45 protein-coding genes and 1 pseudogene are annotated in these 25,776 nt (G+C 52.7%); 39 read left to right on the forward strand and 7 right to left on the reverse strand.

Annotated elements, in window-relative coordinates; translation table 11 throughout:
• The 3 genes and pseudogenes from EDF81_RS23480 to bfr all read left to right on the forward strand — a co-directional run.
• Positions 1-94 (forward strand): annotated as a pseudogene (locus tag EDF81_RS23480) (elongation factor Tu); the annotation flags it as partial.
• 152 nt (positions 95-246) lie between these two features.
• Positions 247-441, forward strand: a complete 195-nt coding sequence (gene bfd, locus EDF81_RS23485) for a bacterioferritin-associated ferredoxin (RefSeq protein ID WP_123350601.1) — start codon at positions 247-249, stop codon at positions 439-441.
• A gap of 73 nt (positions 442-514) precedes the next feature.
• Entirely contained in the window at positions 515-988 is a 474-nt protein-coding gene (gene bfr / locus EDF81_RS23490) for a bacterioferritin (protein WP_123350603.1), read from the forward strand.
• Here bfr and EDF81_RS23495 read toward each other — a convergent pair.
• The gene (locus EDF81_RS23495) at positions 975-1,499 is read right to left on the reverse strand and encodes an A24 family peptidase (RefSeq protein WP_123350605.1); all 525 of its coding nucleotides are present in this window, start codon (positions 1,497-1,499) and stop codon (positions 975-977) included. The genes bfr and EDF81_RS23495 overlap by 14 nt on opposite strands.
• A 335-nt stretch (positions 1,500-1,834) precedes the next feature.
• Here EDF81_RS23495 and rpsJ point away from each other — a divergent pair, with 335 nt between their 5' ends.
• From rpsJ to EDF81_RS23645, 30 genes are all read left to right on the forward strand, one after another.
• Positions 1,835-2,146 (forward strand): 30S ribosomal protein S10, encoded by a 312-nt coding sequence (gene rpsJ / locus EDF81_RS23500; RefSeq protein WP_001181005.1) that lies wholly within the window; start codon positions 1,835-1,837, stop codon positions 2,144-2,146.
• A 32-nt stretch (positions 2,147-2,178) separates the two neighbouring features.
• Positions 2,179-2,808 (forward strand): 50S ribosomal protein L3, encoded by a 630-nt coding sequence (rplC, locus tag EDF81_RS23505; protein ID WP_123350607.1) that lies wholly within the window; start codon positions 2,179-2,181, stop codon positions 2,806-2,808.
• Positions 2,809-2,818: 10 nt separating this feature from the next.
• Positions 2,819-3,424 carry a 50S ribosomal protein L4 gene (gene rplD, locus EDF81_RS23510; protein WP_123350609.1) on the forward strand — a complete coding sequence of 202 codons (606 nt, stop codon included), beginning with the start codon at positions 2,819-2,821 and terminating at the stop codon, positions 3,422-3,424.
• Entirely contained in the window at positions 3,421-3,723 is a 303-nt protein-coding gene (gene rplW, locus EDF81_RS23515; protein WP_039487902.1) for a 50S ribosomal protein L23, read from the forward strand. The genes rplD and rplW overlap by 4 nt, the downstream gene beginning before the upstream one ends.
• Positions 3,724-3,740: 17 nt before the next feature.
• A complete protein-coding gene (gene rplB / locus EDF81_RS23520; RefSeq protein WP_123350611.1) occupies positions 3,741-4,562 on the forward strand; it encodes a 50S ribosomal protein L2 in 822 nt (273 codons plus the stop codon).
• Between the two features lie 16 nt (positions 4,563-4,578).
• Entirely contained in the window at positions 4,579-4,857 is a 279-nt protein-coding gene (gene rpsS, locus EDF81_RS23525) for a 30S ribosomal protein S19 (protein ID WP_001138115.1), read from the forward strand.
• 14 nt (positions 4,858-4,871) lie between these two features.
• Positions 4,872-5,204, forward strand: a complete 333-nt coding sequence (gene rplV / locus EDF81_RS23530; protein WP_032938700.1) for a 50S ribosomal protein L22 — start codon at positions 4,872-4,874, stop codon at positions 5,202-5,204.
• 17 nt (positions 5,205-5,221) lie between these two features.
• Positions 5,222-5,920 carry a 30S ribosomal protein S3 gene (rpsC, locus tag EDF81_RS23535; RefSeq protein ID WP_002919766.1) on the forward strand — a complete coding sequence of 233 codons (699 nt, stop codon included), beginning with the start codon at positions 5,222-5,224 and terminating at the stop codon, positions 5,918-5,920.
• Between the two features lie 12 nt (positions 5,921-5,932).
• Complete coding sequence (rplP, locus tag EDF81_RS23540; RefSeq protein WP_004926449.1) at positions 5,933-6,343, forward strand: 50S ribosomal protein L16; 411 nt, start codon at positions 5,933-5,935, stop codon at positions 6,341-6,343.
• The gene (gene rpmC / locus EDF81_RS23545) at positions 6,343-6,534 is read left to right on the forward strand and encodes a 50S ribosomal protein L29 (protein ID WP_123350613.1); all 192 of its coding nucleotides are present in this window, start codon (positions 6,343-6,345) and stop codon (positions 6,532-6,534) included. Before rplP ends, rpmC begins: the two co-directional genes overlap by 1 nt.
• Positions 6,534-6,788 (forward strand): 30S ribosomal protein S17, encoded by a 255-nt coding sequence (gene rpsQ / locus EDF81_RS23550; protein ID WP_123350615.1) that lies wholly within the window; start codon positions 6,534-6,536, stop codon positions 6,786-6,788. The genes rpmC and rpsQ overlap by 1 nt, the downstream gene beginning before the upstream one ends.
• Positions 6,789-6,955: 167 nt before the next feature.
• Positions 6,956-7,327, forward strand: coding sequence for a 50S ribosomal protein L14 (gene rplN / locus EDF81_RS23555; RefSeq protein WP_015960712.1), 372 nt, complete (start codon positions 6,956-6,958; stop codon positions 7,325-7,327).
• Between the two features lie 10 nt (positions 7,328-7,337).
• Positions 7,338-7,652, forward strand: coding sequence for a 50S ribosomal protein L24 (gene rplX, locus EDF81_RS23560; RefSeq protein ID WP_123350617.1), 315 nt, complete (start codon positions 7,338-7,340; stop codon positions 7,650-7,652).
• A gap of 14 nt (positions 7,653-7,666) precedes the next feature.
• Positions 7,667-8,206, forward strand: coding sequence for a 50S ribosomal protein L5 (gene rplE / locus EDF81_RS23565; RefSeq protein ID WP_008457169.1), 540 nt, complete (start codon positions 7,667-7,669; stop codon positions 8,204-8,206).
• A gap of 15 nt (positions 8,207-8,221) precedes the next feature.
• Complete coding sequence (gene rpsN / locus EDF81_RS23570) at positions 8,222-8,527, forward strand: 30S ribosomal protein S14 (protein ID WP_012135425.1); 306 nt, start codon at positions 8,222-8,224, stop codon at positions 8,525-8,527.
• 30 nt (positions 8,528-8,557) lie between these two features.
• A complete protein-coding gene (rpsH, locus tag EDF81_RS23575) occupies positions 8,558-8,950 on the forward strand; it encodes a 30S ribosomal protein S8 (protein WP_123350619.1) in 393 nt (130 codons plus the stop codon).
• Between the two features lie 13 nt (positions 8,951-8,963).
• Positions 8,964-9,497: a 50S ribosomal protein L6 gene (gene rplF / locus EDF81_RS23580; RefSeq protein ID WP_123350621.1), complete on the forward strand. Its 534-nt coding sequence runs from the start codon at positions 8,964-8,966 to the stop codon at positions 9,495-9,497.
• A 9-nt stretch (positions 9,498-9,506) separates the two neighbouring features.
• Positions 9,507-9,860, forward strand: a complete 354-nt coding sequence (gene rplR / locus EDF81_RS23585; protein WP_123350623.1) for a 50S ribosomal protein L18 — start codon at positions 9,507-9,509, stop codon at positions 9,858-9,860.
• 14 nt (positions 9,861-9,874) lie between these two features.
• Positions 9,875-10,375, forward strand: a complete 501-nt coding sequence (rpsE, locus tag EDF81_RS23590) for a 30S ribosomal protein S5 (RefSeq protein WP_049847029.1) — start codon at positions 9,875-9,877, stop codon at positions 10,373-10,375.
• Between the two features lie 5 nt (positions 10,376-10,380).
• Positions 10,381-10,560, forward strand: a complete 180-nt coding sequence (rpmD, locus tag EDF81_RS23595; RefSeq protein ID WP_001140434.1) for a 50S ribosomal protein L30 — start codon at positions 10,381-10,383, stop codon at positions 10,558-10,560.
• Positions 10,561-10,563: 3 nt separating this feature from the next.
• Positions 10,564-10,998, forward strand: coding sequence for a 50S ribosomal protein L15 (gene rplO, locus EDF81_RS23600; protein WP_123350625.1), 435 nt, complete (start codon positions 10,564-10,566; stop codon positions 10,996-10,998).
• A 7-nt stretch (positions 10,999-11,005) separates the two neighbouring features.
• Positions 11,006-12,337: a preprotein translocase subunit SecY gene (gene secY, locus EDF81_RS23605; protein ID WP_123350627.1), complete on the forward strand. Its 1,332-nt coding sequence runs from the start codon at positions 11,006-11,008 to the stop codon at positions 12,335-12,337.
• Between the two features lie 31 nt (positions 12,338-12,368).
• Positions 12,369-12,485 (forward strand): 50S ribosomal protein L36, encoded by a 117-nt coding sequence (rpmJ, locus tag EDF81_RS23610; protein ID WP_000868187.1) that lies wholly within the window; start codon positions 12,369-12,371, stop codon positions 12,483-12,485.
• Between the two features lie 146 nt (positions 12,486-12,631).
• Positions 12,632-12,988, forward strand: coding sequence for a 30S ribosomal protein S13 (gene rpsM / locus EDF81_RS23615; protein WP_123350629.1), 357 nt, complete (start codon positions 12,632-12,634; stop codon positions 12,986-12,988).
• A gap of 16 nt (positions 12,989-13,004) precedes the next feature.
• On the forward strand, positions 13,005-13,394 hold the full coding sequence (gene rpsK / locus EDF81_RS23620) for a 30S ribosomal protein S11 (RefSeq protein ID WP_004138423.1): 390 nt from the start codon (positions 13,005-13,007) through the stop codon (positions 13,392-13,394).
• Between the two features lie 32 nt (positions 13,395-13,426).
• The gene (gene rpsD / locus EDF81_RS23625; RefSeq protein WP_123350631.1) at positions 13,427-14,047 is read left to right on the forward strand and encodes a 30S ribosomal protein S4; all 621 of its coding nucleotides are present in this window, start codon (positions 13,427-13,429) and stop codon (positions 14,045-14,047) included.
• A gap of 25 nt (positions 14,048-14,072) precedes the next feature.
• The gene (locus tag EDF81_RS23630; RefSeq protein WP_067709958.1) at positions 14,073-15,062 is read left to right on the forward strand and encodes a DNA-directed RNA polymerase subunit alpha; all 990 of its coding nucleotides are present in this window, start codon (positions 14,073-14,075) and stop codon (positions 15,060-15,062) included.
• A gap of 40 nt (positions 15,063-15,102) precedes the next feature.
• Positions 15,103-15,489 carry a 50S ribosomal protein L17 gene (rplQ, locus tag EDF81_RS23635; RefSeq protein WP_004106324.1) on the forward strand — a complete coding sequence of 129 codons (387 nt, stop codon included), beginning with the start codon at positions 15,103-15,105 and terminating at the stop codon, positions 15,487-15,489.
• A 105-nt stretch (positions 15,490-15,594) separates the two neighbouring features.
• Positions 15,595-16,026: a Zn(2+)-responsive transcriptional regulator gene (zntR, locus tag EDF81_RS23640; RefSeq protein ID WP_123350633.1), complete on the forward strand. Its 432-nt coding sequence runs from the start codon at positions 15,595-15,597 to the stop codon at positions 16,024-16,026.
• A gap of 57 nt (positions 16,027-16,083) precedes the next feature.
• Entirely contained in the window at positions 16,084-16,305 is a 222-nt protein-coding gene (locus EDF81_RS23645) for an alternative ribosome-rescue factor A (RefSeq protein ID WP_123350635.1), read from the forward strand.
• On the opposite strand, the gene mscL is transcribed toward EDF81_RS23645, so the two are convergent.
• The 5 genes from mscL to def all read right to left on the reverse strand — a co-directional run bounded on the left by mscL (position 16,302) and on the right by def (position 21,072).
• Positions 16,302-16,715, reverse strand: a complete 414-nt coding sequence (mscL, locus tag EDF81_RS23650; protein ID WP_123350637.1) for a large-conductance mechanosensitive channel protein MscL — start codon at positions 16,713-16,715, stop codon at positions 16,302-16,304. The two genes, EDF81_RS23645 and mscL, sit on opposite strands and share 4 nt — an antisense overlap.
• A 145-nt stretch (positions 16,716-16,860) precedes the next feature.
• Positions 16,861-18,237 (reverse strand): Trk system potassium transporter TrkA, encoded by a 1,377-nt coding sequence (gene trkA / locus EDF81_RS23655; RefSeq protein WP_123350639.1) that lies wholly within the window; start codon positions 18,235-18,237, stop codon positions 16,861-16,863.
• A 22-nt stretch (positions 18,238-18,259) separates the two neighbouring features.
• Positions 18,260-19,549, reverse strand: a complete 1,290-nt coding sequence (gene rsmB / locus EDF81_RS23660) for a 16S rRNA (cytosine(967)-C(5))-methyltransferase RsmB (protein ID WP_123350642.1) — start codon at positions 19,547-19,549, stop codon at positions 18,260-18,262.
• A 51-nt stretch (positions 19,550-19,600) separates the two neighbouring features.
• Entirely contained in the window at positions 19,601-20,548 is a 948-nt protein-coding gene (fmt, locus tag EDF81_RS23665) for a methionyl-tRNA formyltransferase (protein ID WP_123350644.1), read from the reverse strand.
• 14 nt (positions 20,549-20,562) lie between these two features.
• Positions 20,563-21,072, reverse strand: coding sequence for a peptide deformylase (gene def / locus EDF81_RS23670; RefSeq protein ID WP_123350646.1), 510 nt, complete (start codon positions 21,070-21,072; stop codon positions 20,563-20,565).
• 127 nt (positions 21,073-21,199) lie between these two features.
• On the opposite strand from def, the gene dprA reads away from it, so the two are divergent.
• The 6 genes from dprA to EDF81_RS23700 are packed head-to-tail and all read left to right on the forward strand — an operon-like array spanning position 21,200 to position 24,981.
• Positions 21,200-22,309 (forward strand): DNA-protecting protein DprA, encoded by a 1,110-nt coding sequence (dprA, locus tag EDF81_RS23675; RefSeq protein WP_123350648.1) that lies wholly within the window; start codon positions 21,200-21,202, stop codon positions 22,307-22,309.
• Positions 22,281-22,754, forward strand: coding sequence for a DUF494 family protein Smg (gene smg, locus EDF81_RS23680; protein WP_123350650.1), 474 nt, complete (start codon positions 22,281-22,283; stop codon positions 22,752-22,754). The genes dprA and smg overlap by 29 nt, the downstream gene beginning before the upstream one ends.
• A 30-nt stretch (positions 22,755-22,784) precedes the next feature.
• On the forward strand, positions 22,785-23,339 hold the full coding sequence (locus EDF81_RS23685; RefSeq protein WP_123350653.1) for a type I DNA topoisomerase: 555 nt from the start codon (positions 22,785-22,787) through the stop codon (positions 23,337-23,339).
• A complete protein-coding gene (gene tsaC, locus EDF81_RS23690) occupies positions 23,332-23,904 on the forward strand; it encodes an L-threonylcarbamoyladenylate synthase type 1 TsaC (RefSeq protein WP_123350655.1) in 573 nt (190 codons plus the stop codon). The genes EDF81_RS23685 and tsaC overlap by 8 nt, the downstream gene beginning before the upstream one ends.
• 4 nt (positions 23,905-23,908) lie before the next feature.
• Positions 23,909-24,727, forward strand: a complete 819-nt coding sequence (gene aroE / locus EDF81_RS23695) for a shikimate dehydrogenase (protein ID WP_123350657.1) — start codon at positions 23,909-23,911, stop codon at positions 24,725-24,727.
• On the forward strand, positions 24,724-24,981 hold the full coding sequence (locus tag EDF81_RS23700) for a DUF1488 domain-containing protein (protein ID WP_123350659.1): 258 nt from the start codon (positions 24,724-24,726) through the stop codon (positions 24,979-24,981). The genes aroE and EDF81_RS23700 overlap by 4 nt, the downstream gene beginning before the upstream one ends.
• Here the strand turns inward: EDF81_RS23700 and EDF81_RS23705 are convergent.
• Entirely contained in the window at positions 24,957-25,511 is a 555-nt protein-coding gene (locus EDF81_RS23705; protein WP_123350661.1) for a gamma carbonic anhydrase family protein, read from the reverse strand. The two genes, EDF81_RS23700 and EDF81_RS23705, sit on opposite strands and share 25 nt — an antisense overlap.
• Between the last annotated feature and the right edge of the window lie 265 nt (positions 25,512-25,776).

Genomic DNA, 25,776 nt, shown 5'->3' on the forward strand with positions numbered 1-25,776 from the left:
CCACCCGATCGCGATGGACGACGGTCTGCGTTTCGCAATCCGTGAAGGCGGCCGTACTGTTGGTGCGGGCGTTGTTGCTAAAGTTATCGCTTAATTAGCGTTAATTTGAAAAGGGCGCTTCGGCGCCCTTTTTTATTGCCCGAAATTTACTTATCTTTCCCGTAGTTATATTTTGTACTGGTTTTCGCTATTGTAATTATAATTATTCTCATTTACACTTTGTGCAGAAATTAAACGGGAGTCATCATGTACGTTTGTTTGTGTAATGGTGTGAGTGATAAAAAAATCCGCCAGGCCGTGCGCCAGTTCAATCCCCAGTCCTTTCAGCAGCTCCGCAAGTTTATTCCCGTTGGAAATCAATGTGGTAAATGCATTCGTGCCGCGCGTGAAATTATGCAGGATGAATTAACTCAGATCCCGGAATATAAAGAGATCGCCTGAGGCAGCCTTCTTTTTTTTGACATCCCCGTAGCCCCATCTACGCTTCAATAAGTGGAAGCGGAGGGACTATATAATGAAAGGTGATGTTAAAATCATAAATTATCTCAATAAATTATTGGGAAATGAGCTTGTCGCAATCAATCAGTATTTTCTCCATGCAAGAATGTTCAAAAACTGGGGCCTGATGCGCCTCAACGATGTCGAGTACCATGAATCCATTGATGAAATGAAGCACGCCGATAAGTACATCGAGCGTATTTTGTTCCTTGAAGGCATTCCTAACCTGCAGGACCTCGGCAAACTGTATATCGGTGAAGACGTTGAGGAGATGTTCCAGTCCGATCTCAAGCTGGAACTCGAAGGCGCGAAGGATCTACGTGAAGCTATCGCCTACGCCGACAGCGTACATGACTATGTCAGCCGCGATATGATGATTGAAATTCTCGCGGAAGAAGAACACCACATCGACTGGCTGGAAACCGAACTGGACCTGATTTCGAAGATTGGTTTGCAGAACTACCTGCAGTCGCAGATCAAAGTAGAGTAAACGGCGTACCACTCACGGTTTGTCCGAGTGTGAGCAAACCCGCTGCGGCCAGAAAAGGGCCAAAGGGCAGCGGGTTTTTTAATGTCTCGAGTTTGCCCCGCCAGCACAGGCGAAAAGCCAGGAGCATACCGGCCAGTAAAGTGGCAATGACCACTAATTGAGGGAGCAATGCCCAGCCGTGCCAGGCCCCGAGCGCGGCCAGAAATTTGACATCGCCATAGCCGAGCCCCTCACGCCGCCGCAGCAGGCGGTATGCCCAGTAGATAAAAGCCAACCCCGCGTAGCCGGCGATGGCTCCCCATACGGCAGCATCAAGTCGCTGCGGTCGACAGCAGAGATGCCAGAGCAGCCCACTCCACAGTAAAGGACAGGTGAAGCGGTCGGGCAGCAGGCCATAGGCGATATCCTGGCGGCAAAGCAGCAGGCAAAAGATGAGGTAGAGAAAGAAGAAACAGAGGTCGGGAAACACGCGGCGCTCCTCAGCAAGGTTTTGGTGTAGACTCTGCGCCATGGCTCCGGGGTGCAAACGGGAAAATCCTGCTCTGCGTACCCGTTCGAAAGCTTTTCAGGGAGTTGCTGTCAGAGACAGATTATTTGCGCGGCGTGCAGCGACTCACGGGTGTCCGAATTATAAACACCCCTTGCTTCCACTCCAGATTTGCGTATAATGCGCGGGCTTGTCGTAATTGACACGCTGGTTCGACAGAACCCGACGGCGTCTTCTTGTGCCGTCAAACAATGTTCCCAATTGGGGAACTATGTAAGAACGATTACGCTCCCCCATCAATCGTAATGGGTGCGAGAAGTAGTCATTTTCGTTTATAAAATAATTGGAGCTCTGGTCTCATGCAGAACCAAAGAATCCGTATCCGCCTTAAAGCGTTTGATCATCGTCTGATCGATCAATCAACCGCCGAAATCGTCGAGACTGCCAAGCGCACTGGTGCGCAGGTACGTGGTCCGATCCCGCTGCCGACCCGCAAAGAGCGCTTTACCGTTCTGATCTCCCCGCACGTCAATAAAGACGCGCGTGATCAGTACGAAATCCGCACTCACAAGCGTCTGGTTGACATCGTTGAGCCAACTGAGAAAACCGTTGATGCTCTGATGCGTCTGGATCTGGCTGCCGGTGTAGACGTGCAGATCAGCCTGGGTTAATCAGGTCATCGAGCGATTGAGAGGTTGAAACAATGATTGGTTTAGTCGGTAAAAAAGTGGGCATGACCCGCATCTTCACTGAAGATGGCGTATCTATCCCAGTAACCGTAATCGAAGTTGAAGCAAACCGCGTTACTCAGGTTAAAGATCTGGCTAACGACGGCTACCGTGCTGTTCAGGTTACCACCGGTGCTAAAAAAGCTAACCGCGTAACCAAGCCGGAAGCGGGTCACTTCGCTAAAGCTGGCGTTGAAGCTGGCCGTGGTCTGTGGGAATTCCGTCTGTCAGAAGGCGAAGAGTTCACCGTAGGTCAGGACATTAGCGTTGAGCTGTTTGCTGAAGTTAAAAAAGTTGACGTAACCGGTACCTCTAAAGGTAAAGGTTTCGCCGGTACCGTTAAGCGCTGGAACTTCCGTACCCAGGACGCTACCCACGGTAACTCCTTGTCTCACCGCGTTCCGGGTTCTATCGGTCAGAACCAGACTCCGGGCAAAGTGTTCAAAGGCAAGAAGATGGCAGGTCAGCTGGGCAACGAACGTGTAACTGTTCAGAGCCTGGACGTAGTACGTGTTGACGCTGAGCGCAACCTGCTGCTGGTTAAAGGTGCTGTCCCGGGTGCTACCGGTAGCGACCTTATCGTTAAACCAGCTGTGAAGGCGTAAGGGGATAGCAATGGAATTAGTATTGAAAGACGCGCAGAGCGCGCTGACTGTTTCCGAAACTACCTTCGGCCGTGACTTCAACGAAGCGCTGGTACACCAGGTTGTTGTAGCTTATGCAGCTGGTGCTCGTCAGGGTACTCGTGCTCAGAAGACCCGTGCTGAAGTAACTGGTTCTGGTAAAAAGCCGTGGCGCCAGAAAGGCACCGGCCGTGCGCGTTCAGGTTCTATCAAGAGCCCGATCTGGCGTTCAGGTGGTGTGACTTTCGCTGCGCGTCCGCAGGACCACAGTCAAAAAGTTAACAAAAAGATGTACCGCGGCGCGCTGAAAAGCATCCTGTCCGAACTGGTACGTCAGGATCGTCTGATCGTTGTCGAGCAGTTCTCTCTGGAAGCGCCGAAAACTAAGCTTCTGGCTCAGAAACTGAAAGACATGGCTCTGGAAGATGTGCTGATCATCACCGGTGAGCTGGACGAAAATCTGTTCCTGGCCGCACGTAACCTGCACAAGGTTGACGTTCGCGACGCAACAGGTATCGACCCGGTTAGCCTGATCGCCTTCGACAAAGTCGTCATGACTGCTGATGCGGTTAAGCAAGTTGAGGAGATGCTGGCATGATTCGTGAAGAACGTCTGCTGAAGGTGCTGCGTGCACCGCACGTTTCTGAAAAAGCGTCTGCTGCGATGGAAAAAACCAATACCATCGTTCTCAAAGTTGCTAAAGACGCGACCAAATCAGAAATCAAAGCCGCTGTACAGAAACTTTTCGAAGTGGAAGTAGAGGTCGTTAACACCCTGGTTGTTAAAGGGAAAGTTAAACGTTCCGGACAGCGTATTGGTCGTCGTAACGACTGGAAAAAAGCTTACGTCACCCTGAAAGAAGGCCAGAATCTGGACTTCGTTGGCGGCGCTGAGTAAGTCGGAGGAGAAGAACAATGGCAGTTGTTAAATGTAAACCGACATCTCCGGGTCGTCGCCATGTAGTTAAAGTGGTAAACGCGGAGCTGCACAAGGGCAAACCATTTGCCCCGCTGGTAGAAAAAAACAGCAAATCCGGTGGCCGTAACAACAATGGTCGCATCACTACCCGTCATATCGGTGGTGGTCACAAGCAGGCTTACCGTATTGTTGACTTCAAACGCAACAAAGACGGTATCCCGGCAACTGTTGAACGTCTTGAGTACGATCCGAACCGCTCCGCGAACATCGCGCTGGTTCTGTACAAAGACGGCGAGCGCCGTTACATCCTGGCCCCTAAAGGCCTGAAAGCTGGCGATCAGATTCAGTCTGGCGTTGATGCTGCGATCAAAGCGGGTAACACCCTGCCGATGCGCAATATCCCGGTTGGTTCTACCGTTCATAACGTAGAAATGAAACCAGGTAAAGGCGGTCAGCTGGCGCGTTCAGCCGGTACCTACGTTCAGATCGTTGCTCGCGATGGTGCTTATGTCACCCTGCGTCTGCGTTCTGGCGAAATGCGCAAAGTCGAAGCTGACTGCCGCGCAACTCTGGGCGAAGTTGGCAATGCTGAGCATATGCTGCGCGTTCTGGGTAAAGCAGGTGCTGCACGCTGGCGTGGTGTTCGTCCTACCGTTCGCGGTACTGCGATGAACCCGGTCGATCACCCACATGGTGGTGGTGAAGGTCGTAACTTTGGTAAGCACCCGGTATCCCCGTGGGGCCTGCAGACCAAAGGTAAGAAGACCCGTAGCAACAAGCGTACTGATAAATTTATCGTACGTCGCCGTAGCAAATAATATTAGAGGATAAGCCATGCCACGTTCTCTCAAGAAAGGTCCTTTTATTGACCTGCACTTGCTGAAGAAGGTAGAGAAAGCGGTGGAAAGCGGTGACAAGAAGCCCCTGCGCACTTGGTCCCGTCGTTCAACGATCTTTCCTAACATGATCGGTTTGACCATCGCTGTCCATAATGGTCGTCAGCACGTTCCAGTCTTTGTTTCCGACGAAATGGTTGGTCACAAACTGGGTGAATTCGCACCGACTCGTACTTATCGCGGCCACGCTGCTGATAAAAAAGCGAAGAAGAAATAAGGTAGGAGGAAGAGATGGAAACTTTAGCTCAACATCGCCATGCTCGTTCTTCTGCTCAGAAGGTTCGCCTTGTTGCTGACCTGATTCGCGGTAAGAAAGTGTCGCAGGCCCTGGACATCCTGACCTATACCAACAAGAAAGCTGCGGTATTGGTCAAGAAAGTACTGGAATCTGCCATTGCTAACGCTGAACACAACGATGGCGCTGACATTGACGATCTGAAAATTACGAAAATTTTCGTAGACGAAGGCCCGAGCATGAAGCGCATTATGCCGCGTGCGAAAGGTCGTGCAGATCGCATCCTGAAGCGCACCAGCCACATTACTGTGGTTGTGTCCGATCGCTGAGACTCTGGAGACTAGCAATGGGTCAGAAAGTACATCCTAATGGTATTCGCCTGGGTATTGTAAAACCATGGAACTCAACCTGGTTTGCGAACACCAAAGAATTCGCTGACAACCTGGACAGCGATTTTAAAGTCCGTCAGTTCCTGACTAAGGAACTGGCTAAGGCGTCCGTATCTCGTATCGTTATCGAGCGTCCGGCTAAGAGCATCCGTGTGACTATTCACACTGCTCGCCCGGGTATCGTTATCGGTAAGAAAGGCGAAGACGTCGAGAAACTGCGTAAGGTCGTAGCGGATATCGCTGGCGTTCCTGCTCAGATCAACATCGCCGAAGTTCGTAAGCCTGAACTGGACGCAAAACTGGTTGCTGACAGCATCACTTCACAGCTGGAGCGTCGTGTGATGTTCCGTCGTGCTATGAAGCGTGCGGTACAGAACGCCATGCGTCTGGGCGCTAAAGGTATTAAAGTTGAAGTTAGCGGCCGTCTGGGCGGCGCGGAAATCGCACGTACCGAATGGTACCGCGAAGGTCGCGTACCGTTGCACACACTGCGTGCTGACATCGACTACAACACCTCTGAAGCGCACACCACTTACGGTGTAATCGGCGTTAAGGTATGGATCTTCAAAGGCGAGATCCTGGGTGGTATGGCTGCTGTTGAACAACCGGAACCGGCTGCTCAACCTAAAAAGCAGCAGCGTAAAGGCCGTAAATAAGGAGCGTCGCTGATGTTACAACCAAAGCGTACAAAATTCCGTAAAGTGCACAAAGGCCGCAACCGTGGTCTGGCGCAGGGTACGGATGTTAGCTTCGGCACTTTCGGTCTGAAAGCTGTTGGCCGTGGCCGTCTGACTGCACGTCAGATCGAAGCTGCACGTCGTGCTATGACCCGTGCTGTTAAGCGTCAAGGTAAGATCTGGATCCGTGTATTCCCGGACAAACCGATCACCGAGAAGCCGCTGGAAGTTCGTATGGGTAAAGGTAAAGGTAACGTGGAGTATTGGGTTGCCTTGATTCAACCGGGTAAAGTCCTGTATGAAATGGACGGTGTTCCGGAAGAGCTGGCCCGTGAAGCCTTCAGCCTGGCAGCAGCGAAACTGCCTATCAAAACCACCTTTGTAACTAAGACGGTGATGTAATGAAAGCTAAAGAGCTGCGTGAGAAAAACGTTGAAGAGCTGAACACCGAGCTGCTGAATCTGCTGCGTGAGCAGTTCAACCTGCGTATGCAGGCAGCGAGTGGCCAGCTGCAACAGACTCACCTGTTGAAGCAAGTGCGTCGTGATGTCGCACGCGTTAAGACTTTACTGACTGAGAAGGCGGATGCGTAATGACCGATAAAATCCGTACTCTGCAAGGTCGTGTTGTTAGTGACAAAATGGAGAAATCCATTGTTGTAGCTATCGAACGTTTCGTGAAACACCCGATCTACGGTAAATTCATCAAGCGTACGACCAAACTGCACGTACATGACGAGAACAACGAATGCGGTACCGGCGACGTGGTTATCATCCGCGAATGCCGCCCGCTGTCCAAGACTAAGTCCTGGACTCTGGTTCGCGTTGTAGAGAAAGCGGTTCTGTAATCCAGAACAGCCTCTCTGAAATAAAATAGACGGCCCAGCTATGGGCCGTCTATTTTTTCTACCCATATCCGAAAACCGGTGTTATAATGCCGCGCCCTCGATATGGGGCTTTTTAACGACTCTGAAAATTGAGTCTCAGTAGTAGTTGACATTAGCGGAGCACTAAAATGATCCAAGAACAGACTATGCTGACCGTCGCCGACAACTCCGGTGCACGTCGCGTAATGTGTATCAAGGTTCTGGGTGGCTCGCACCGTCGCTACGCAGGCGTAGGCGACATCATCAAGATCACCATCAAAGAAGCAATTCCGCGTGGTAAGGTCAAGAAAGGTGATGTGCTGAAGGCGGTAGTGGTGCGCACCAGGAAGGGTGTTCGTCGCCCGGACGGTTCTGTCATTCGCTTTGATGGTAATGCATGCGTTATTTTAAACAATAACAGCGAGCAGCCCATCGGTACGCGTATCTTTGGGCCGGTAACTCGTGAACTTCGTACTGAAAAGTTCATGAAAATTATCTCTCTGGCACCAGAAGTACTCTAAGGAGCGAATCATGGCAGCTAAAATCCGTCGTGATGACGAAGTTATCGTGTTAACCGGTAAAGATAAAGGTAAGCGCGGTAAAGTAAAAAATGTTCTGTCTTCCGGCAAAATCGTTGTTGAAGGCATCAACCTGGTAAAAAAACATCAGAAGCCGGTTCCGGCCCTGAACCAGGCGGGTGGCATCGTTGAAAAAGAAGCTGCTATTCAGGTTTCTAACGTTGCACTCTTCAATGCGGCAACCGGCAAGGCTGACCGTGTAGGCTTTAGATTCGAAGACGGCAAAAAAGTCCGTTTCTTCAAGTCTAACAGCGAAACTATCAAGTAATTTGGAGTAGTACGATGGCGAAACTGCATGATTACTACAAAGACGAAGTAGTTAAGAAACTCATGACTGAGTTTAACTACAATTCTGTCATGCAAGTCCCTCGGGTCGAGAAGATCACCCTGAACATGGGTGTTGGTGAAGCGATCGCTGACAAGAAACTGCTGGATAACGCAGCAGCTGATCTGACAGCAATCTCCGGTCAAAAACCGCTGATCACCAAAGCACGCAAATCTGTTGCAGGCTTCAAAATCCGTCAGGGCTATCCGATCGGCTGTAAAGTAACTCTGCGTGGCGAACGCATGTGGGAGTTCCTTGAGCGTCTGATCACTATTGCTGTACCGCGTATCCGTGACTTCCGTGGCCTGTCCGCTAAGTCATTCGATGGCCGTGGTAACTACAGCATGGGTGTCCGTGAGCAGATCATCTTCCCAGAAATCGACTACGACAAAGTCGATCGCGTTCGTGGTTTGGATATTACCATTACCACTACTGCGAAATCTGACGATGAAGGCCGTGCTCTGCTGGCTGCCTTTGACTTCCCGTTCCGCAAGTAAACCAGGGTTACTATCATGGCAAAGCAATCAATGAAAGCACGCGAAGTAAAACGCGTAGCTTTAGCTGATAAGTACTTCGCGAAACGCGCTGAACTGAAGGCGATCATCTCTGATGTGAACGCTTCCGATGAAGATCGTTGGAATGCTGTTCTGAAGCTGCAAACTCTGCCGCGTGATTCCAGCCCGTCTCGTCAGCGTAACCGCTGCCGTCAAACAGGTCGTCCACATGGTTATGTGGGCAAGTTTGGGTTGAGCCGTATCAAGCTTCGTGAAGCCGCTATGCGCGGTGAAGTACCGGGCTTGAAAAAGGCTAGCTGGTAATTACCAATTGAATCACGGGAGTAAAGACAGATGAGCATGCAAGATCCGATCGCGGATATGCTGACCCGTATCCGTAACGGTCAGGCCGCGAACAAAGTTGCGGTCACCATGCCTTCCTCCAAGCTGAAAGTGGCAATTGCCAACGTGCTGAAGGAAGAAGGTTTTATTGAAGATTTCAAAGTTGAAGGCGACACCAAGCCGGAACTGGAAGTGACTCTTAAGTACTTCCAGGGTAAAGCTGTTGTAGAAAGCATTCAGCGTGTTAGCCGCCCAGGTCTGCGCATCTACAAGCGCAAAGACGAACTGCCGAAGGTTATGGCTGGTCTGGGTATCGCAGTTGTTTCTACCTCTAAAGGTGTTATGACTGATCGTGCAGCGCGCCAGGCTGGTCTTGGCGGCGAAATTATCTGCTACGTAGCCTAATCGGAGGATAACAATGTCTCGTGTTGCTAAAGCACCGGTCGTTATTCCTGCCGGCGTTGATGTAAAAATCAACGGTCAGGTTATTACGATCAAAGGTAAAAACGGCGAGCTGACTCGTACTCTCAACGATGCTGTTGAAGTTAATCATGCAGATAATGCACTGACCTTCGGTCCGCGTACTGGTTACGTAGACGGATGGGCTCAGGCTGGTACCGCGCGTGCCCTGCTGAACTCAATGGTTGTCGGTGTTACCGAAGGCTTCACTAAGAAGCTGCAGCTGGTTGGTGTAGGTTATCGCGCAGCGATCAAAGGGAACTCTGTGAGCCTGGCCCTTGGCTTCTCACACCCTGTTGAGCATCCGCTGCCGGCCGGTATCACTGCAGAATGTCCGACTCAGACTGAAATCGTGCTGAAAGGCGCTGATAAGCAGGTAGTTGGTCAGGTTGCAGCAGATCTGCGCGCCTACCGTCGTCCTGAGCCTTACAAAGGCAAGGGTGTTCGTTACGCCGACGAAGTCGTGCGTACCAAAGAGGCTAAGAAGAAGTAAGGTAACACTATGGATAAGAAATCTGCTCGTATCCGTCGTGCGACCCGCGCACGCCGCAAGCTCCAGGAGCTTGGTGCAACTCGCCTGGTGGTACATCGTACCCCGCGTCATATTTACGCACAGGTAATTGCACCGAACGGTTCTGAAGTTCTGGTAGCTGCTTCTACTGCAGAAAAAGCTATCACTGAACAATTGAAGTACACCGGCAACAAAGACGCTGCTGCAGCTGTGGGTAAAGCTGTTGCTGAACGCGCTCTGGAAAAAGGGATCAAAGTAGTTTCCTTTGACCGTTCCGGGTTCCAATATCATGGTCGTGTCCAGGCACTGGCAGATGCTGCCCGTGAAGCTGGCCTTCAGTTCTAAGGTAGAGGTGTAAGATGGCTCACATCGAAAAACAAGCTGGCGAACTGCAGGAAAAGCTGATCGCGGTTAACCGCGTATCTAAAACCGTAAAAGGTGGTCGTATTTTCTCCTTCACAGCTCTGACTGTAGTTGGCGATGGTAACGGTCGCGTTGGTTTTGGTTACGGTAAAGCGCGTGAAGTTCCAGCAGCGATCCAGAAAGCGATGGAAAAAGCCCGTCGCAACATGATTAACGTCGCGCTGAACCACGGCACCCTGCAGCACCCTGTTAAGGGTACTCACACGGGTTCTCGTGTCTTCATGCAGCCGGCTTCCGAAGGTACCGGTATTATCGCCGGTGGTGCAATGCGCGCCGTCCTGGAAGTTGCTGGAGTTCGTAACGTTCTGGCTAAAGCGTATGGTTCTACTAACCCGATTAACGTGGTTCGTGCAACTATCGATGGCCTGGAAAATATGAATTCTCCAGAAATGGTCGCTGCCAAGCGTGGTAAATCCGTTGAAGAAATTCTGGGGTAAGAACCATGGCAAAGACTATTAAAATTACTCAAACCCGCAGTGCAATCGGTCGTCTGCCGAAACACAAGGCAACGCTGCTTGGCCTGGGTCTGCGTCGTATTGGCCACACCGTAGAGCGCGAAGATACTCCCGCTGTACGTGGTATGGTCAACGCGGTTTCCTTCATGGTTAAAGTTGAGGAGTAAGAGATGCGTTTAAATACTCTGTCTCCGGCCGAAGGCTCCAAAAAGGCGGGTCGCCGTCTGGGTCGTGGTATCGGTTCTGGCCTCGGTAAAACCGGTGGTCGTGGTCACAAAGGTCAGAACTCTCGTTCTGGCGGTGGCGTACGTCGCGGTTTCGAGGGCGGTCAGATGCCTCTGTATCGTCGTCTGCCGAAATTCGGCTTCACTTCACGTAAAGCTATGATCACTGCAGAGATTCGTCTCTCCGATCTGGCGAAAGTGGAAGGCGATATTGTAGACCTGAATACGCTGAAAGCGGCTAACATTATCGGCATCCAGATCGAGTTCGCGAAAGTGATCCTGGCTGGTGAAGTAACTCGTCCGGTAACTGTTCGTGGCCTGCGCGTATCTAAAGGTGCTCGTGCTGCGATTGACGCTGCTGGCGGTAAAATCGAGGAATAAGTAGCAGATGGCTAAGCAACCGGGATTAGATTTTCAAAGCGCCAAAGGTGGGCTGGGTGAACTGAAGCGCAGACTGTTGTTTGTGATCGGTGCACTTATTGTGTTCCGCATTGGTTCTTTCATTCCGATCCCTGGTATCGATGCCGCTGTACTTGCCAAACTGCTTGAGCAACAGCAAGGCACCATCATTGAAATGTTTAACATGTTCTCTGGTGGTGCTCTCAGCCGTGCTTCTATCTTTGCCCTGGGTATCATGCCGTATATTTCGGCGTCGATTATTATCCAGCTGCTGACGGTGGTTCACCCCACCCTGGCAGAAATAAAGAAAGAAGGGGAGTCTGGTCGTCGTAAGATCAGCCAGTACACCCGCTACGGTACTCTGGTGCTGGCAATATTCCAGTCGGTCGGTATTGCGACCGGTCTGCCGAATATGCCTGGTATGCAGGGCCTGGTGATGAATCCGGGCTTTGCATTCTATTTCACTGCTGTTGTAAGTCTGGTCACAGGGACGATGTTCCTGATGTGGCTCGGCGAACAGATTACTGAGCGTGGTATCGGTAACGGTATCTCGATCATTATCTTCGCCGGTATCGTTGCGGGTCTCCCGCCGGCCATTGCCCATACTATCGAGCAAGCACGTCTAGGCGAACTGCACTTCCTCCTGTTGCTGTTGGTTGCAGTCTTAGTATTTGCAGTGACGTTCTTTGTTGTTTTCGTTGAACGTGGTCAACGCCGCATTGTGGTGAACTACGCGAAGCGTCAGCAGGGTCGTCGTGTATATGCTGCGCAGAGCACACATTTACCGCTGAAAGTGAACATGGCGGGGGTTATCCCGGCTATTTTCGCATCCAGCATTATTCTGTTTCCGGCGACCATCACATCATGGTTCGGGGGCGGCACCGGTTGGAACTGGTTGACAACAATTTCACAGTTGTTGGAGCCAGGAAAGCCGCTTTATGTGTTACTCTATGCGTCTGCAATCATCTTCTTCTGTTTCTTCTACACGGCGTTGGTTTTCAACCCGCGTGAAACAGCAGATAACCTGAAGAAGTCCGGTGCATTTGTACCAGGAATTCGTCCGGGAGAGCAAACGGCAAAGTATATCGATAAAGTAATGACCCGCCTGACTCTGGTTGGTGCGATGTACATTACCTTTATCTGCCTGATCCCGGAGTTCATGCGTGATGCAATGAAAGTACCGTTCTACTTCGGTGGGACGTCCCTGCTTATCGTTGTTGTCGTGATAATGGACTTTATGGCTCAAGTGCAAACTCTGATGATGTCAAGTCAGTACGAGTCTGCATTGAAGAAGGCGAACCTGAAAGGCTACGGCCGCTAACTGGTCGCCCGAGAAGTTACGGAGAGTAAAAATGAAAGTTCGTGCTTCCGTCAAGAAATTATGCCGTAACTGCAAAATCGTTAAGCGTGATGGTGTCATCCGTGTGATTTGCAGTGCCGAGCCGAAACATAAACAGCGCCAAGGCTGATTATTTCGCATATTTTTCTTGCAAAGTTGGATTGAGCTGGCTAGATTAGCCAGCCAATCTTTTGTATGTCTGTACGTTTCCATTTGAGTATCCTGAAAACGGGCTTTTCGGTATGGAACGTACTTATAAAAATGTAGGAGTGCATAGTGGCCCGTATAGCAGGCATTAACATTCCTGATCAGAAACATACCGTAATCGCATTAACTGCAATTTTCGGTATCGGCAAAACCCGTTCTAAGGCCATTTGCGCCTCTGCCGGGATCGCTGAGAATGTTAAGATCAGAGAGCTGTCTGAAGAACAAATCGAAACGCTGCGTGACGAAGTAAGTAAATTCGTCGTTGAAGGCGACCTGCGTCGTGAAATTACCCTTAGCATCAAGCGTCTGATGGACCTTGGTTGCTATCGTGGTTTGCGCCATCGTCGTGGTCTCCCGGTTCGCGGTCAGCGTACCAAGACCAACGCACGTACCCGTAAGGGTCCGCGTAAACCGATCAAGAAATAATCGGGGTGATTGAATAATGGCAAAGGCACCAGTTCGTGCACGCAAGCGTGTAAGAAAACAAGTCTCTGACGGCGTGGCTCATGTCCATGCGTCTTTCAACAACACCATCGTGACTATTACCGATCGTCAGGGTAATGCGCTGGGTTGGGCAACAGCCGGTGGTTCCGGTTTCCGTGGTTCACGCAAATCAACTCCGTTCGCAGCTCAGGTTGCAGCAGAGCGTTGCGCTGAAGCCGTAAAAGAATACGGCATCAAGAATCTGGAAGTTATGGTCAAGGGACCGGGTCCGGGTCGCGAATCTACCATTCGTGCTCTGAACGCCGCAGGTTTCCGCATCACTAATATTACTGATGTGACTCCTATCCCCCACAACGGTTGTCGTCCGCCGAAGAAACGTCGCGTATAACGCTTCATTTCTAGGTTTGTTGGAGAAAGAAAATGGCAAGATATTTGGGTCCTAAGCTCAAGCTTAGCCGTCGTGAGGGCACCGACTTATTCCTTAAGTCTGGCGTTCGCGCGATCGATACCAAGTGTAAAATTGAACAAGCTCCTGGCCAGCACGGTGCGCGTAAACCGCGTCTGTCTGACTATGGTGTTCAGTTACGTGAAAAACAGAAAGTTCGTCGTACCTACGGCGTGCTGGAGCGTCAGTTCCGTAACTACTATAAAGATGCAGCTCGTCTGAAAGGCAACACCGGTGAAAACCTGTTGGGTCTGCTGGAAGGTCGTCTGGACAACGTTGTATACCGTATGGGCTTTGGCGCCACTCGTGCTGAAGCACGCCAGCTGGTTAGCCACAAGGCTATCATGGTAAACGGTCGTGTTGTTAACATCGCTTCTTATCAGGTTAACCCGAATGACGTTGTTAGCATTCGTGAGAAAGCGAAAAAGCAGTCTCGCGTGAAAGCCGCTCTGGAGCTGGCTGAGCAGCGTGAAAAGCCAACCTGGCTGGAAGTTGATGCTGGCAAGATGGAAGGCACGTTCAAGCGTAAGCCGGAGCGTTCTGATCTGTCTGCGGACATTAACGAACACCTGATCGTCGAGCTTTACTCCAAGTAAGGCTTAGTACCAAAGAGAGGACACAATGCAGGGTTCTGTGACAGAGTTTCTAAAACCGCGCCTGGTAGATATCGAGCAAGTGAGTTCGACGCACGCCAAGGTGACCCTTGAGCCTTTAGAGCGTGGCTTTGGCCACACTCTGGGTAACGCACTGCGCCGTATTCTGCTCTCATCGATGCCGGGTTGCGCGGTGACCGAGGTTGAGATTGATGGTGTACTGCATGAGTACAGCACCAAAGAAGGCGTTCAGGAAGACATCCTGGAAATCCTGCTCAACCTGAAAGGGCTGGCGGTGAGAGTTCAGGGTAAAGATGAAGTTGTTCTTACTCTGAATAAATCTGGCATTGGCCCTGTGACTGCAGCCGATATCACCCATGATGGTGATGTCGAAATCGTCAAGCCGCAGCACGTGATCTGCCACCTGACCGATGAGAACGCAGCTATTAGCATGCGTATCAAAGTTCAGCGCGGTCGTGGTTATGTGCCGGCTTCTGCCCGAATTCATTCGGAAGAAGATGAGCGCCCGATCGGCCGTCTGTTGGTCGACGCCTGCTACAGCCCTGTAGAGCGTATTGCCTACAATGTTGAAGCAGCGCGTGTAGAACAGCGTACCGACCTGGACAAGCTGGTCATCGAAATGGAAACCAACGGCACAATCGATCCTGAAGAGGCGATTCGTCGTGCGGCAACCATCCTGGCAGAACAACTGGAAGCTTTCGTTGACTTACGTGATGTACGTCAGCCGGAAGTGAAAGAAGAGAAACCAGAATTCGATCCGATCCTGCTGCGCCCTGTTGACGATCTGGAATTGACTGTCCGCTCTGCTAACTGCCTTAAGGCAGAAGCAATCCACTATATCGGTGATCTGGTACAGCGTACCGAGGTTGAGCTGCTTAAAACGCCTAACCTGGGTAAAAAATCTCTTACCGAGATTAAAGACGTGCTGGCTTCACGTGGTCTGTCTCTGGGCATGCGCCTGGAAAACTGGCCACCGGCAAGCATTGCTGACGAGTAACCGGATCACAGGTTAAGGTTTTACTGAGAAGGATAAGGTCATGCGCCATCGTAAGAGTGGTCGTCAACTGAACCGCAACAGCAGCCATCGCCAGGCTATGTTCCGCAACATGGCTGGTTCTCTGGTTCGTCATGAGATCATCAAGACGACCCTGCCGAAAGCGAAAGAGCTGCGTCGCGTAGTTGAGCCGCTGATTACTCTTGCCAAGACTGACAGCGTAGCTAATCGTCGTCTGGCATTCGCCCGCACTCGTGATAACGAGATCGTGGCAAAACTGTTTAACGAACTGGGCCCGCGTTTCGCGAGCCGTGCCGGTGGTTACACTCGCATTATGAAGTGTGGCTTCCGTGCAGGCGACAACGCGCCGATGGCTTACATCGAGCTGGTTGATCGTTCAGAATCGAAAGCAGAAGCTGCTGCAGAGTAATCTGTAGAAGCAAATGAAAAACCCGCTTCGGCGGGTTTTTTTACGCCTGTCCTCTCCCCTCCCGCCTTGCTACACTCACTCTATTACTCTTGTTGAGGTGTAACCATGTACCGTATTGGTGAACTTGCGAAGCTGGCTGACGTGACGCCAGATACCATCCGCTACTATGAAAAGCAGCAGATGATGGATCATGAAGTCCGTACCGAAGGGGGTTTTCGTCTTTACACCGGAAAGGATCTGCAGCGGCTGAAGTTTATTCGCCACGGACGACAGCTCGGTTTTACCCTTGAGGCGATCCGCGAACTGCTGTCGATCCGCGTCGATCCCGAGCATCATACCTGCCAGGAATCGAAGAGTATTGTCCAGGCACGACTGAGTGAGGTAGAAGCTCGCATCGCTGAACTGCAGACAATGCGTCTTTCTCTGCAGCGTCTGAACGACGCCTGCTGCGGCACCGCACACAGTAGCGTTTACTGTTCTATTCTTGAGGCGCTGGAGCAGGGAGCAGCACGGGACATGACCACCGGCAGCTGTTGATTTTGTCGGCGCGCAGGACTACACTCTCGGCGTTTTATTACACAATCAGGAGAACGTATGAGCCGTTATCAGCATACCAAAGGGCAGATTAACGATAATGCCATTGAGGCACTGCTCCATGACCCGCTGTTTCGCCAGCGCATTGAGAAGAACAAGAAAGGGAAAGGCAGCTATTTACGAAAAGATAAACATACAAAACGAGGTCACCAAGAGGCCAGTGGCAAAAGAGCAGAGTGCTTTTTTACCACTGGCCTTCTGCTTTCTGCGACCGGCTGTTAAGAACGACTGTTTTGTTCTTTTAACAAATCGCGGATTTCAGACAGCAGCACCTCTTCTTTACTTGGTGCCGGTGGGGTTTTAGGTTCTTCTTTTTTCTGACGGTTGAGCCGGTTGATGACTTTAATCGCCATAAAGATGGCAAAGGCGACAATCACAAAATCAAATACGTTCTGGAGAAATACGCCGTAGTGCATTACCACTGCCGGGATTTCCCCCTGGGCAGCCCGCAGCGTGATCGCGAACTGACGGAAATCGACCCCGCCGATCAGCAGTCCCAGCGGTGGCATAATAATATCGGCCACCAGAGATGATACGATCTTACCAAATGCTGCACCAATGATGACACCGACGGCTAAATCCACCACATTTCCGCGCATCGCAAATTCGCGAAACTCTTTTAATAAACTCATTATTGTTCCCCTTAAGCCAAAGACACACTAAGTCTAACAAATGTTTAGTGATTTTCCATTTAAGGTACAGTGATGTTGTCATGAATTAACCCAGAATAAATAAAGGGTTAAATAAAAAAGGCGTTCAATTGAACGCCCATGAGAATTACAGGAAGAAGGGACTTGGCTGGAATAAGCGTTCGACGTCGGTAATAAACTTCTTGTCGGTCAGGAACATAATCACGTGATCGCCCTGCTCAATGCGCAGATTATCATTGGCGATCATGACGTCGTTACCGCGAACCACAGCGCCAATGATGGTGCCTGGCGGCAGCTTAATTTCATCGATAACCCTGCCGACAACTCTGGACGTTGTTTCATCTCCGTGGGCAACCGCCTCGATGGCTTCGGCAACGCCGCGGCGCAGGGAAGAAACTCCGACGATATCCGCTTTACGCACGTGGCTCAGCAGCGCTGAAATCGTCGCCTGCTGCGGTGAAATCGCAATATCAATCACGCTACCCTGCACCAGATCGACATAGGCCCGACGCTGGATCAGCACCATCACTTTCTTGGCACCCATTCTTTTTGCCAGCATGGCGGACATGATGTTCGCTTCGTCATCGTTGGTGACCGCGATAAAGAGATCGACCTGATCGATATGCTCTTCCGCCAGCAGCTCCTGATCCGATGCGTCGCCAAAGAAGACGACCGTATTTTGCAGTTTCTCCGCGAGCTCGGCGGCACGCTGCTGATCCCGTTCGATCAGTTTGACGCTGTAATCTTTTTCCAGCTGACGCGCCAGTCCGGCCCCGACGTTACCGCCGCCGACCAGCATAATGCGCTTGTAGGGTTTTTCCAGACGCTGAAGTTCGCTCATTACCGCCCGGATATGCTGGGATGCGGCGATAAAAAAGACTTCATCGCCGGCTTCAACAATGGTTGATCCCTGCGGACGGATAGGACGGTCGTGACGGAAAATAGCGGCAACGCGGGTATCGATATGCGGCATATGCTCGCGCATGGTCGACAGGGCGTTTCCGACCAGCGGGCCACCATAGTAGGCTTTCACCACGGCGAGACTGACTTTCCCTTCGGCGAAATTCACCACCTGCAGTGCGCCAGGGTATTCAATCAGTCGATAAATACTGTCGATAACCAGCTGTTCCGGGGCGATCAGGTGATCGATGGGCACCGCTTCCGAATGAAACAGCTTCTCGGCATCGCGAATGTAGTCCGGCGAGCGGATACGGGCGATGCGGTTTGGCGTGTTAAACAGGGAATAGGCGACCTGGCAGGCCACCATATTGGTTTCATCCGAACTGGTTACTGCAACCAGCATATCGGCATCATCGGCTCCCGCTTCACGCAGGACGCGCGGATGAGAACCGTGACCCTGAACGACGCGCAGATCGAACTTATCCTGCAGGCTGTGCAGACGTTCGCCGTTGGTGTCGACGACGGTAATATCATTATTCTCGCCGACCAGGTTCTCTGCCAGCGTTCCGCCAACCTGTCCGGCACCCAGAATGATTATTTTCATCGGTTGCTGCCCGTCATCTCAGTTACTGTTTGATTAGCTTAGCGTAAAAGAAGCCGTCGCCCTCATCCGCCGCCGGCAGGTTTTGCAGGCCAGGCTGTTCCGGCGTACCGGTTTCACTGAGCTCGGCATCCGGCGTGCGTTTCAGGAACGCCGCAACCTGCTGACTGTTCTCTTCCGGCAGCACTGAACAGGTAGCATAAACCAGTACGCCGCCGGACTTCAGATGCGGCCAGATGGCATCAAGGATCGTGGACTGCAGCTTTGCCAGTTCGGCAATATCGCGATCGCGGCGCAGCCATTTAATGTCGGAATGACGACGGATAACGCCAGTGGCGGAGCAGGGGGCATCGAGCAGGATGCGGTCGAACTTTTTATCCTCACACCACTGTGACGGGAAACGTCCGTCACCCTGACGCACGGTCGCCTTCATGCCGAGGCGCTTCAGGTTGTCGTAGACGCGGGAAAGACGCGACTCATCGACATCGACGGCCAGGACACTGGCTTCTGGCGTCACTTCGAGAATATGGGTGGTTTTACCGCCGGGCGCGGCACAGAGATCGAGGATCTGCTCACCGTTTTGCGGTTCGAGAAAGCGCATACAGCCCTGGGCGGAGGCGTCCTGGACGGTTACCCAGCCTTGATCAAAGCCGGGCAGCGCGCTGACGGCCATCGGCGCTTCCAGCCTGACGGCATCCGGGTAGTCCGGGTGCGTGAAGCCGGTGTGTCCGGCCTCGGTCAGAAGCGCAAGCCAGGCATCACGGCTGTGATGGTTACGGTTTACGCGCAGCCACATCGGAGGACGCTGATTATTGGCTTCAACAATCCCCTTCCAGCGGGAAGGCCAGGCAAGCTGTAACCGCTTGAGCAACCAGGATGGGTGCAGGTAGCGGGCATCGCTCTTCTCAAATTCTGCCAGCAGATTTTCCTGCTCGCGCTGGAACTGACGCAGGACGCCGTTGACCAGACCTTTAAACTGCATGCGTTTGATCGCCACTGCGCCTTCTACCGTTTCCGCCAGGGCGGCGTGCGGCGGCACGCGGGTGTGCAGCAGTTGATAGAGACCCACCATGATCAGATAGTGCAGCGTGCGCTGTTTGCCGGTCATCGGGCGTGACATAAGGCGCGTGATCAGCCATTCCATCTGCGAAAGGGTGCGCAGGACGCCAAAACTGAGCTCCTGGAGCAGGGCGCGGTCTTTCTCGCCGACCTTTTGCTGCATTGCAGGCAGCACATTGCTCAGCGACTGTCCGTTTTCGACGACCTGTTCAACGGCCTGCGCCGCCATACTGCGTAAGTTGATTTGTTTTTTCATAACCACAAAAATAAAAATGCCCGGAGGAACCGGGCTGAATAGATTTAACCGTCAGAACAGGCGACTACCGGGCACAAACCATTCCCGACGAGAATTTAGCAGGTCCTGAGCACTCATGGCTTTTTTACCTGCAGGCTGGAGTGACTCCAGATTCAGGATCCCTTCTGAGGTGGCAACCTGGATGCCCTGTTTGCTGACGTCGATAATGGTTCCGGGTTCGGCGCTGACCGGCGAGTGAATCACGGATGCCTGCCAGACTTTTACCGGCTGTCCGTCAATTTCCAGCCAGCTCATTGGCCACGGATTGAAGGCTCGAATACAGCGCTCAAGCTGTGAGGCAGAAAGCGTCCAGTCGATGCGCGCTTCTTCTTTGCTCAGCTTTTCTGCATAGGTCACCTGCGACTCATCCTGAACTTCTGGCTTCGCGGTCCCTTCCGCCAGCTGGCGCAGGGTTTCGATCAGACCTTGTGGACCCAGACCGGCCAGCTTGTCATACAGCGTGGCGCTGGTGTCCTGCGTGGTAATCGGGCAGGAGAGTTTATGCAGCATATCGCCCGTATCCAGGCCGACATCCATCTGCATAATGGTCACGCCGGTTTCGGCATCGCCGGCCCACAGCGAACGCTGAATGGGGGCCGCACCGCGCCAGCGTGGCAGCAGGGAACCGTGAACATTAATGCAGCCAAGGCGCGGCATATCCAGTACCGCTTTTGGCAGTATCAGCCCGTAGGCCACGACCACCATCACATCGGCGTTCAGGTCGGCAACCAGCTGCTGGTTATCCTGCGGACGCAGAGAAACCGGCTGGAAGACAGGGAGACCTTTTTCTTCGGCCAGCACTTTGACCGGGCTCGGCATGAGCTTTTTACCGCGCCCTGCCGGGCGGTCTGGCTGGGTAAAGACCCCGACGACCTGGTGGCCAGAAGAGAGCAGCGCGTCGAGATGACGCGCTGCAAAATCAGGGGTGCCAGCAAAAATGATACGTAGAGAATCTGCCACGTTAATTCTTGTCCTTAAGCCCGGGCGTTCAGGCGATCGAGTTTTTCCACTTTCTGGCGGATGCGCTGCTGTTTCAGCGGCGACAGATAATCAATAAACAGCTTGCCAATCAGGTGGTCCATTTCATGCTGAATACAGATTGCCAGCAGGCCGTCGGCTTCCAGCTCAAAGGTTTTGCCGTGGCGATCGAGGGCGCGAATTTTGACTTTTTCCGCACGCGGCACGAGAGCACGCTGTTCCGGAATAGACAGGCAGCCTTCTTCGATGCCGGTTTCGCCGCTTTGCTCCAGCAACTCCGGGTTGATCAACACCAACTGCTGCTCACGATTTTCAGAGACATCGATAACGATAATGCGCTGATGGATATCTACCTGGGTAGCGGCAAGGCCAATCCCTTCTTCGGCGTACATGGTTTCGAACATATCATCGACGATACGCTCAATATCCGCATTCACTTCTTTTACCGGGGCGGCGACGATGCGCAGACGCTCGTCCGGAATATGTAACACGTGCAAAACTGACATAGAGATCCAGAGTTGAGTTCAGGAGTTGGAACATTAATAAGCTCTATTCTAGACAAATAGCCCTCTGATTGACAGCATCGCTGACCAATCGCAAAGATTGCGCAAGGCGCTTGTGGCAGGGGGAAAGATGACACCCACGGAGATATGGATACGCCTGATGCACGTCGGGACGCTCTGGGGCGATAAGATGGTTGATATTGCCGGGAGTTTAATCCGTCATGGGGTGTCGACCCGTGCCGGACTGACGGCCAGGCAGTGGGCGCGCTTGCAGTCGGTCTCAGGGCAGAGTATCGACGCCAGTCTGCGCTGGCTGGAACAGCCGGGCCACCATCTGCTACTGGCGAATAGCCCCCTTTACCCTATCGCCTTACGTGCGATCCGCGACTATCCCGCGGCCCTTTTCGTCAAAGGCAATCTGTATGCGTTGAACGTACCGCAGCTGGCGGTGGTGGGGAGCCGCGTTCACTCACTCTATGGGGAGCAGTGGGGGAGTCTGTTTTGCGAAACGCTGGCGTCAGCGGGGCTGACGATTACCAGCGGCCTGGCGCTGGGTATCGATGGTGTCGCTCACCGTGGCGCGCTGCGGGTCAACGGTCAGACCGTCGCCGTGCTGGGCAATGGGCTGTATGACATCTATCCCCGCCGTCATCGTTCTCTGGCTTCGCAAATTGTGGATGCCGGCGGCGCACTGGTCTCGGAATTCCCTCTTGCCACGCCGCCGTTGCCCGCTCATTTTCCACGTCGGAACAGGATTATCAGCGGGTTAAGTCACGGCGTGCTGGTCGTGGAGGCCGCGCTAAGAAGCGGGTCACTGGTGACCGCGCGCTGTGCGCTGGAACAGGGGCGGGAGGTCTTTGCGTTACCGGGTGCGTTGGGCAATCCCGGCAGTGAAGGCCCTCACTGGCTTATCCGCCAGGGCGCCGTGGCGGTTACTTCGCCGATAGATATCGTTGAGAATTTGCAATATGGGCTACATTGGCCACCAGATGTGGTGGAAAATGCGATTTATTCATCACAACAGGAACCGCTGGCATTGCCATTTCCTGAGCTCCTGGCTAACGTAGGAGATGAGGTAACACCTGTTGACGTTGTCGCTGAACGTGCCGGCCAACCTGTGCCAGTGACGGTAGCCCAATTACTCGAACTGGAGTTAGCAGGATGGATCGCAGCTGTACCCGGCGGCTATGTCCGATTGAGGAGGGCATGCCATGTTCGACGTACTGATGTATTTGTTTGAGACGTATATCCACAATGAAGCAGAAATGCGTGTGGATCAGGACAAGTTAACGCGGGACCTTACCGACGAGGGCTTCGATCGCGAAGACATATACAATGCTCTACTGTGGCTGGAAAAGCTGGCTGATTATCAGGAAGGCCTGGTTGAACCCATGCAGCTCGCTTCCGACCCGCTTTCGGTGCGTATCTTCACGGCGGAAGAGTGCGAGCGATTAGATGCCAGCTGTCGGGGATTCTTGTTATTCCTGGAGCAAATTCAGGTGCTAAACCTCGAAACGCGGGAAATGGTGATTGAACGCGTGATGGCGCTGGACACGGCGGATTTTGAACTGGAAGACCTGAAATGGGTCATTCTGATGGTGTTGTTCAATATTCCGGGATGTGAAAACGCCTATCAGCAGATGGAAGAATTACTCTTTGAGGTGAATGAAGGTATGCTGCACTAATTATCTGTACAGCATCAATCAAGAGTCGTTATGGCCAAATCAGCACTGTTCAACGTGCGTAACAATGAGCCCTGCCCACAGTGCGGGGCTGAACTTGTCATTCGGTCCGGGAAACACGGTCCGTTCCTCGGTTGTTCCCACTATCCGGAATGTGATTATGTCCGTCCCCTGAAAAGTCAGGCGGACGGGCATGTCGTTAAAGTGCTGGACGGGCAACACTGTCCGCTCTGCGACGCCACGCTCGTATTGCGCCAGGGGCGTTTCGGGATGTTTGTCGGCTGCAGTCATTACCCTGAATGCGGGCATACCGAGCTTATCGACAAGCCTGACAGTACGGCAATCACCTGTCCCCAGTGTCAGCAGGGCAAACTGGTGCAGCGTCGTTCGCGATTCGGCAAGACGTTTCACTCCTGTGAACGTTTCCCGGAGTGCCAGTTCGCCATTAATAACAAACCGGTAGCGGGTGAGTGCCCGGAGTGCCATTACCCGCTGCTGTTTGAAAAGAAAACCGCGCAGGGAGTGAAATACTTCTGCGCCAGTAAACAATGTGGAAAGCCGGTTCCGGCGGATAAAATCAGTGAATAAAAACCTGCCATCCAGTGCCATCGCTCAGACGGTGGACGTCCTGCACAATAATCAGGTCATCGCCTATCCTACCGAAGCCGTCTTTGGCGTCGGTTGCGATCCCGACAGCGAAGAGGCGGTTATGCGCCTGCTGGCGCTCAAACAACGGCCCGTCGAGAAAGGACTTATCCTGATCGCGGCCGACTTTGAGCAGCTGAAACCCTATATCGACGATTCGCAGTTAACAGAAGATCAGCGGCAGGCCATTTTTGCCTGCTGGCCCGGCCCGGTCACCTTTGTGTTTCCGGCCAGGGCGACGACGCCGAACTGGTTAACCGGACGTTTTGATTCCTTAGCCGTGCGTGTGACGGATCACCCGCTGGTAGTTGAGCTCTGCCGCGCCTTCGGTAAACCGCTGGTGTCGACCAGCGCGAACCTGACCGGTCAGCCGCCGTGTCGGACGACGGCAGAAGTCATTGCCCAGTTTGGCGCGGATTTTCCCGTGGTCGACGGCCCGACGGGCGGCCGGACTAACCCTTCTGAAATTCGCGATGCACTGACAGGCGAGCAGTTCCGCCAGGGATAAGTATATGGAAACCTACGCCGTATTCGGTAACCCCATTGCACACAGCAAATCGCCGTTTATTCATCAGCAGTTTGCGCAGCAGCTGCAGCTGGATTATCCCTATGGCCGTGTTCTGGCGCCGGTGGATGATTTTGTTGCGACCCTGAACGCCTTTTTTGAAGCTGGTGGTAAAGGGGCGAATGTGACGGTGCCATTTAAAGAAGAGGCTTTTGCCCGTGCGGATGTTCTTTCTGAGCGGGCATCGCTCGCCGGAGCGGTCAATACGCTTAAACGTCTGGAGGATGGACGTCTGCTGGGGGATAACACCGACGGCATAGGATTGCTGAGCGATCTGGAGCGTCTCTCCTTTATACGTCCGGGGATGCGTATCCTGCTAATCGGTGCTGGTGGAGCATCGCGGGGCGTACTGCTGCCGCTGCTCTCCCTGGATTGCGCCGTGACAATAACGAACCGGACTTTTTCCCGGGCTCAGACGCTGGCACAGCTATTTACCCACACCGGTAGCGTGAGTGCGCGTGCGCTGGACGATCTTGCCGGGCAGAAGTTCGATCTGATCGTGAATGCAACATCCAGCGGGATCGCGGGTGATGTCCCGGCGATCCCGGCGTCGCTGATCCATCCGCACCTTTATTGCTATGACATGTTTTATCAGAAAGGGCCCACGCCATTCTTACAATGGTGTCAGCAGCAGGGCGCGCATCAGTGTGCCGATGGTCTGGGGATGCTGGTGGGGCAGGCGGCGCACGCCGCGTTATTGTGGCATGGGGTATTGCCTGACGTTGCACCGGTGATTGATATCATGAAGCGAGAGCTGGCCGCGTGAATCAGGCGATTCAGTTTCCGGATCGCGAGGAGTGGAATGCTCAACTGCTCGCGGTCTGCTTTCCGGTGCTGGTCAGCGGTATGCAGCTAACCTGTGCGATTAAGGGGGATTCGCTCGCCCAGCGTTTTGGCGGGGAGACGCCAGCGCAGTGGCTGGCGGCATTCCGTGAACATCGCTGGGATCTGGAAGAAGAAGCGGAGCAGCAGATCCGTGCCCAGCAGGAAGACGATCAGGGCTGGCTCTGGTTATCCTGAGCCAGATAGTCATCTTTCCACTTAACATAGTTATTCGCCGAGTACGTCAGACCGGCGATCTCGGCGTCCGTCAGCGGGCGTATCTGTTTTACCGGACTGCCTAAATAGAGATAGCCTTTCTCCAGACGCTTATTCTGCGGCACCAGGCTACCGGCACCAATCATCACATCATCCTCAACAATAACGCCGTCCAGCAGGATCGATCCCATCCCGACCAGAACCCGGTTGCCAATGGTGCAGCCGTGCAGCATGACCTTATGCCCGACGGTAACATCCTCGCCAACGATCAGCGGATTCCCCTCCGGGTTATATGAAGATTTATGGGTGACGTGCAGTACGCTACCGTCCTGAATATTACTGCGTGCGCCAATTTGCACATAATTGACATCGCCGCGGATGACGACCAGCGGCCAGATACCGACATCGTCCGCGATTCTGACATCGCCGATCGCTACGCTGGAACTATCGATCATCACGCGTTTTCCCTGCTGCGGGAAAAGATCCTTATAGGGACGGAGTACTGCAGACATAGTTACCTCATCATTCGAATTGGGTTTTCTTTATGACTTTGGTGGGATTATGGGGTCTGCGCAAGCCTTAAATGACTTACTTTTTAGGCGGATCGTGTACGATCTCAGCGAAAGGCGCGAAAAAACAGCAGTCGGAAAAAAAGATCGAGAAAAGTCTTGTGCAAAAAATTCGGCTCCCTATAATGCGCCTCCATCGACACGGAACATGTGAACAACTTCACGATGTACCGCAGAGTCGACGAGAGAAAACTTCTGAAAAATGAGG

Origin of the sequence: Enterobacter sp. BIGb0383 (assembly GCF_003751845.1) — a bacterium.
In the GTDB taxonomy this organism is placed as follows: Bacteria; Pseudomonadota; Gammaproteobacteria; order Enterobacterales; family Enterobacteriaceae; genus BIGb0383.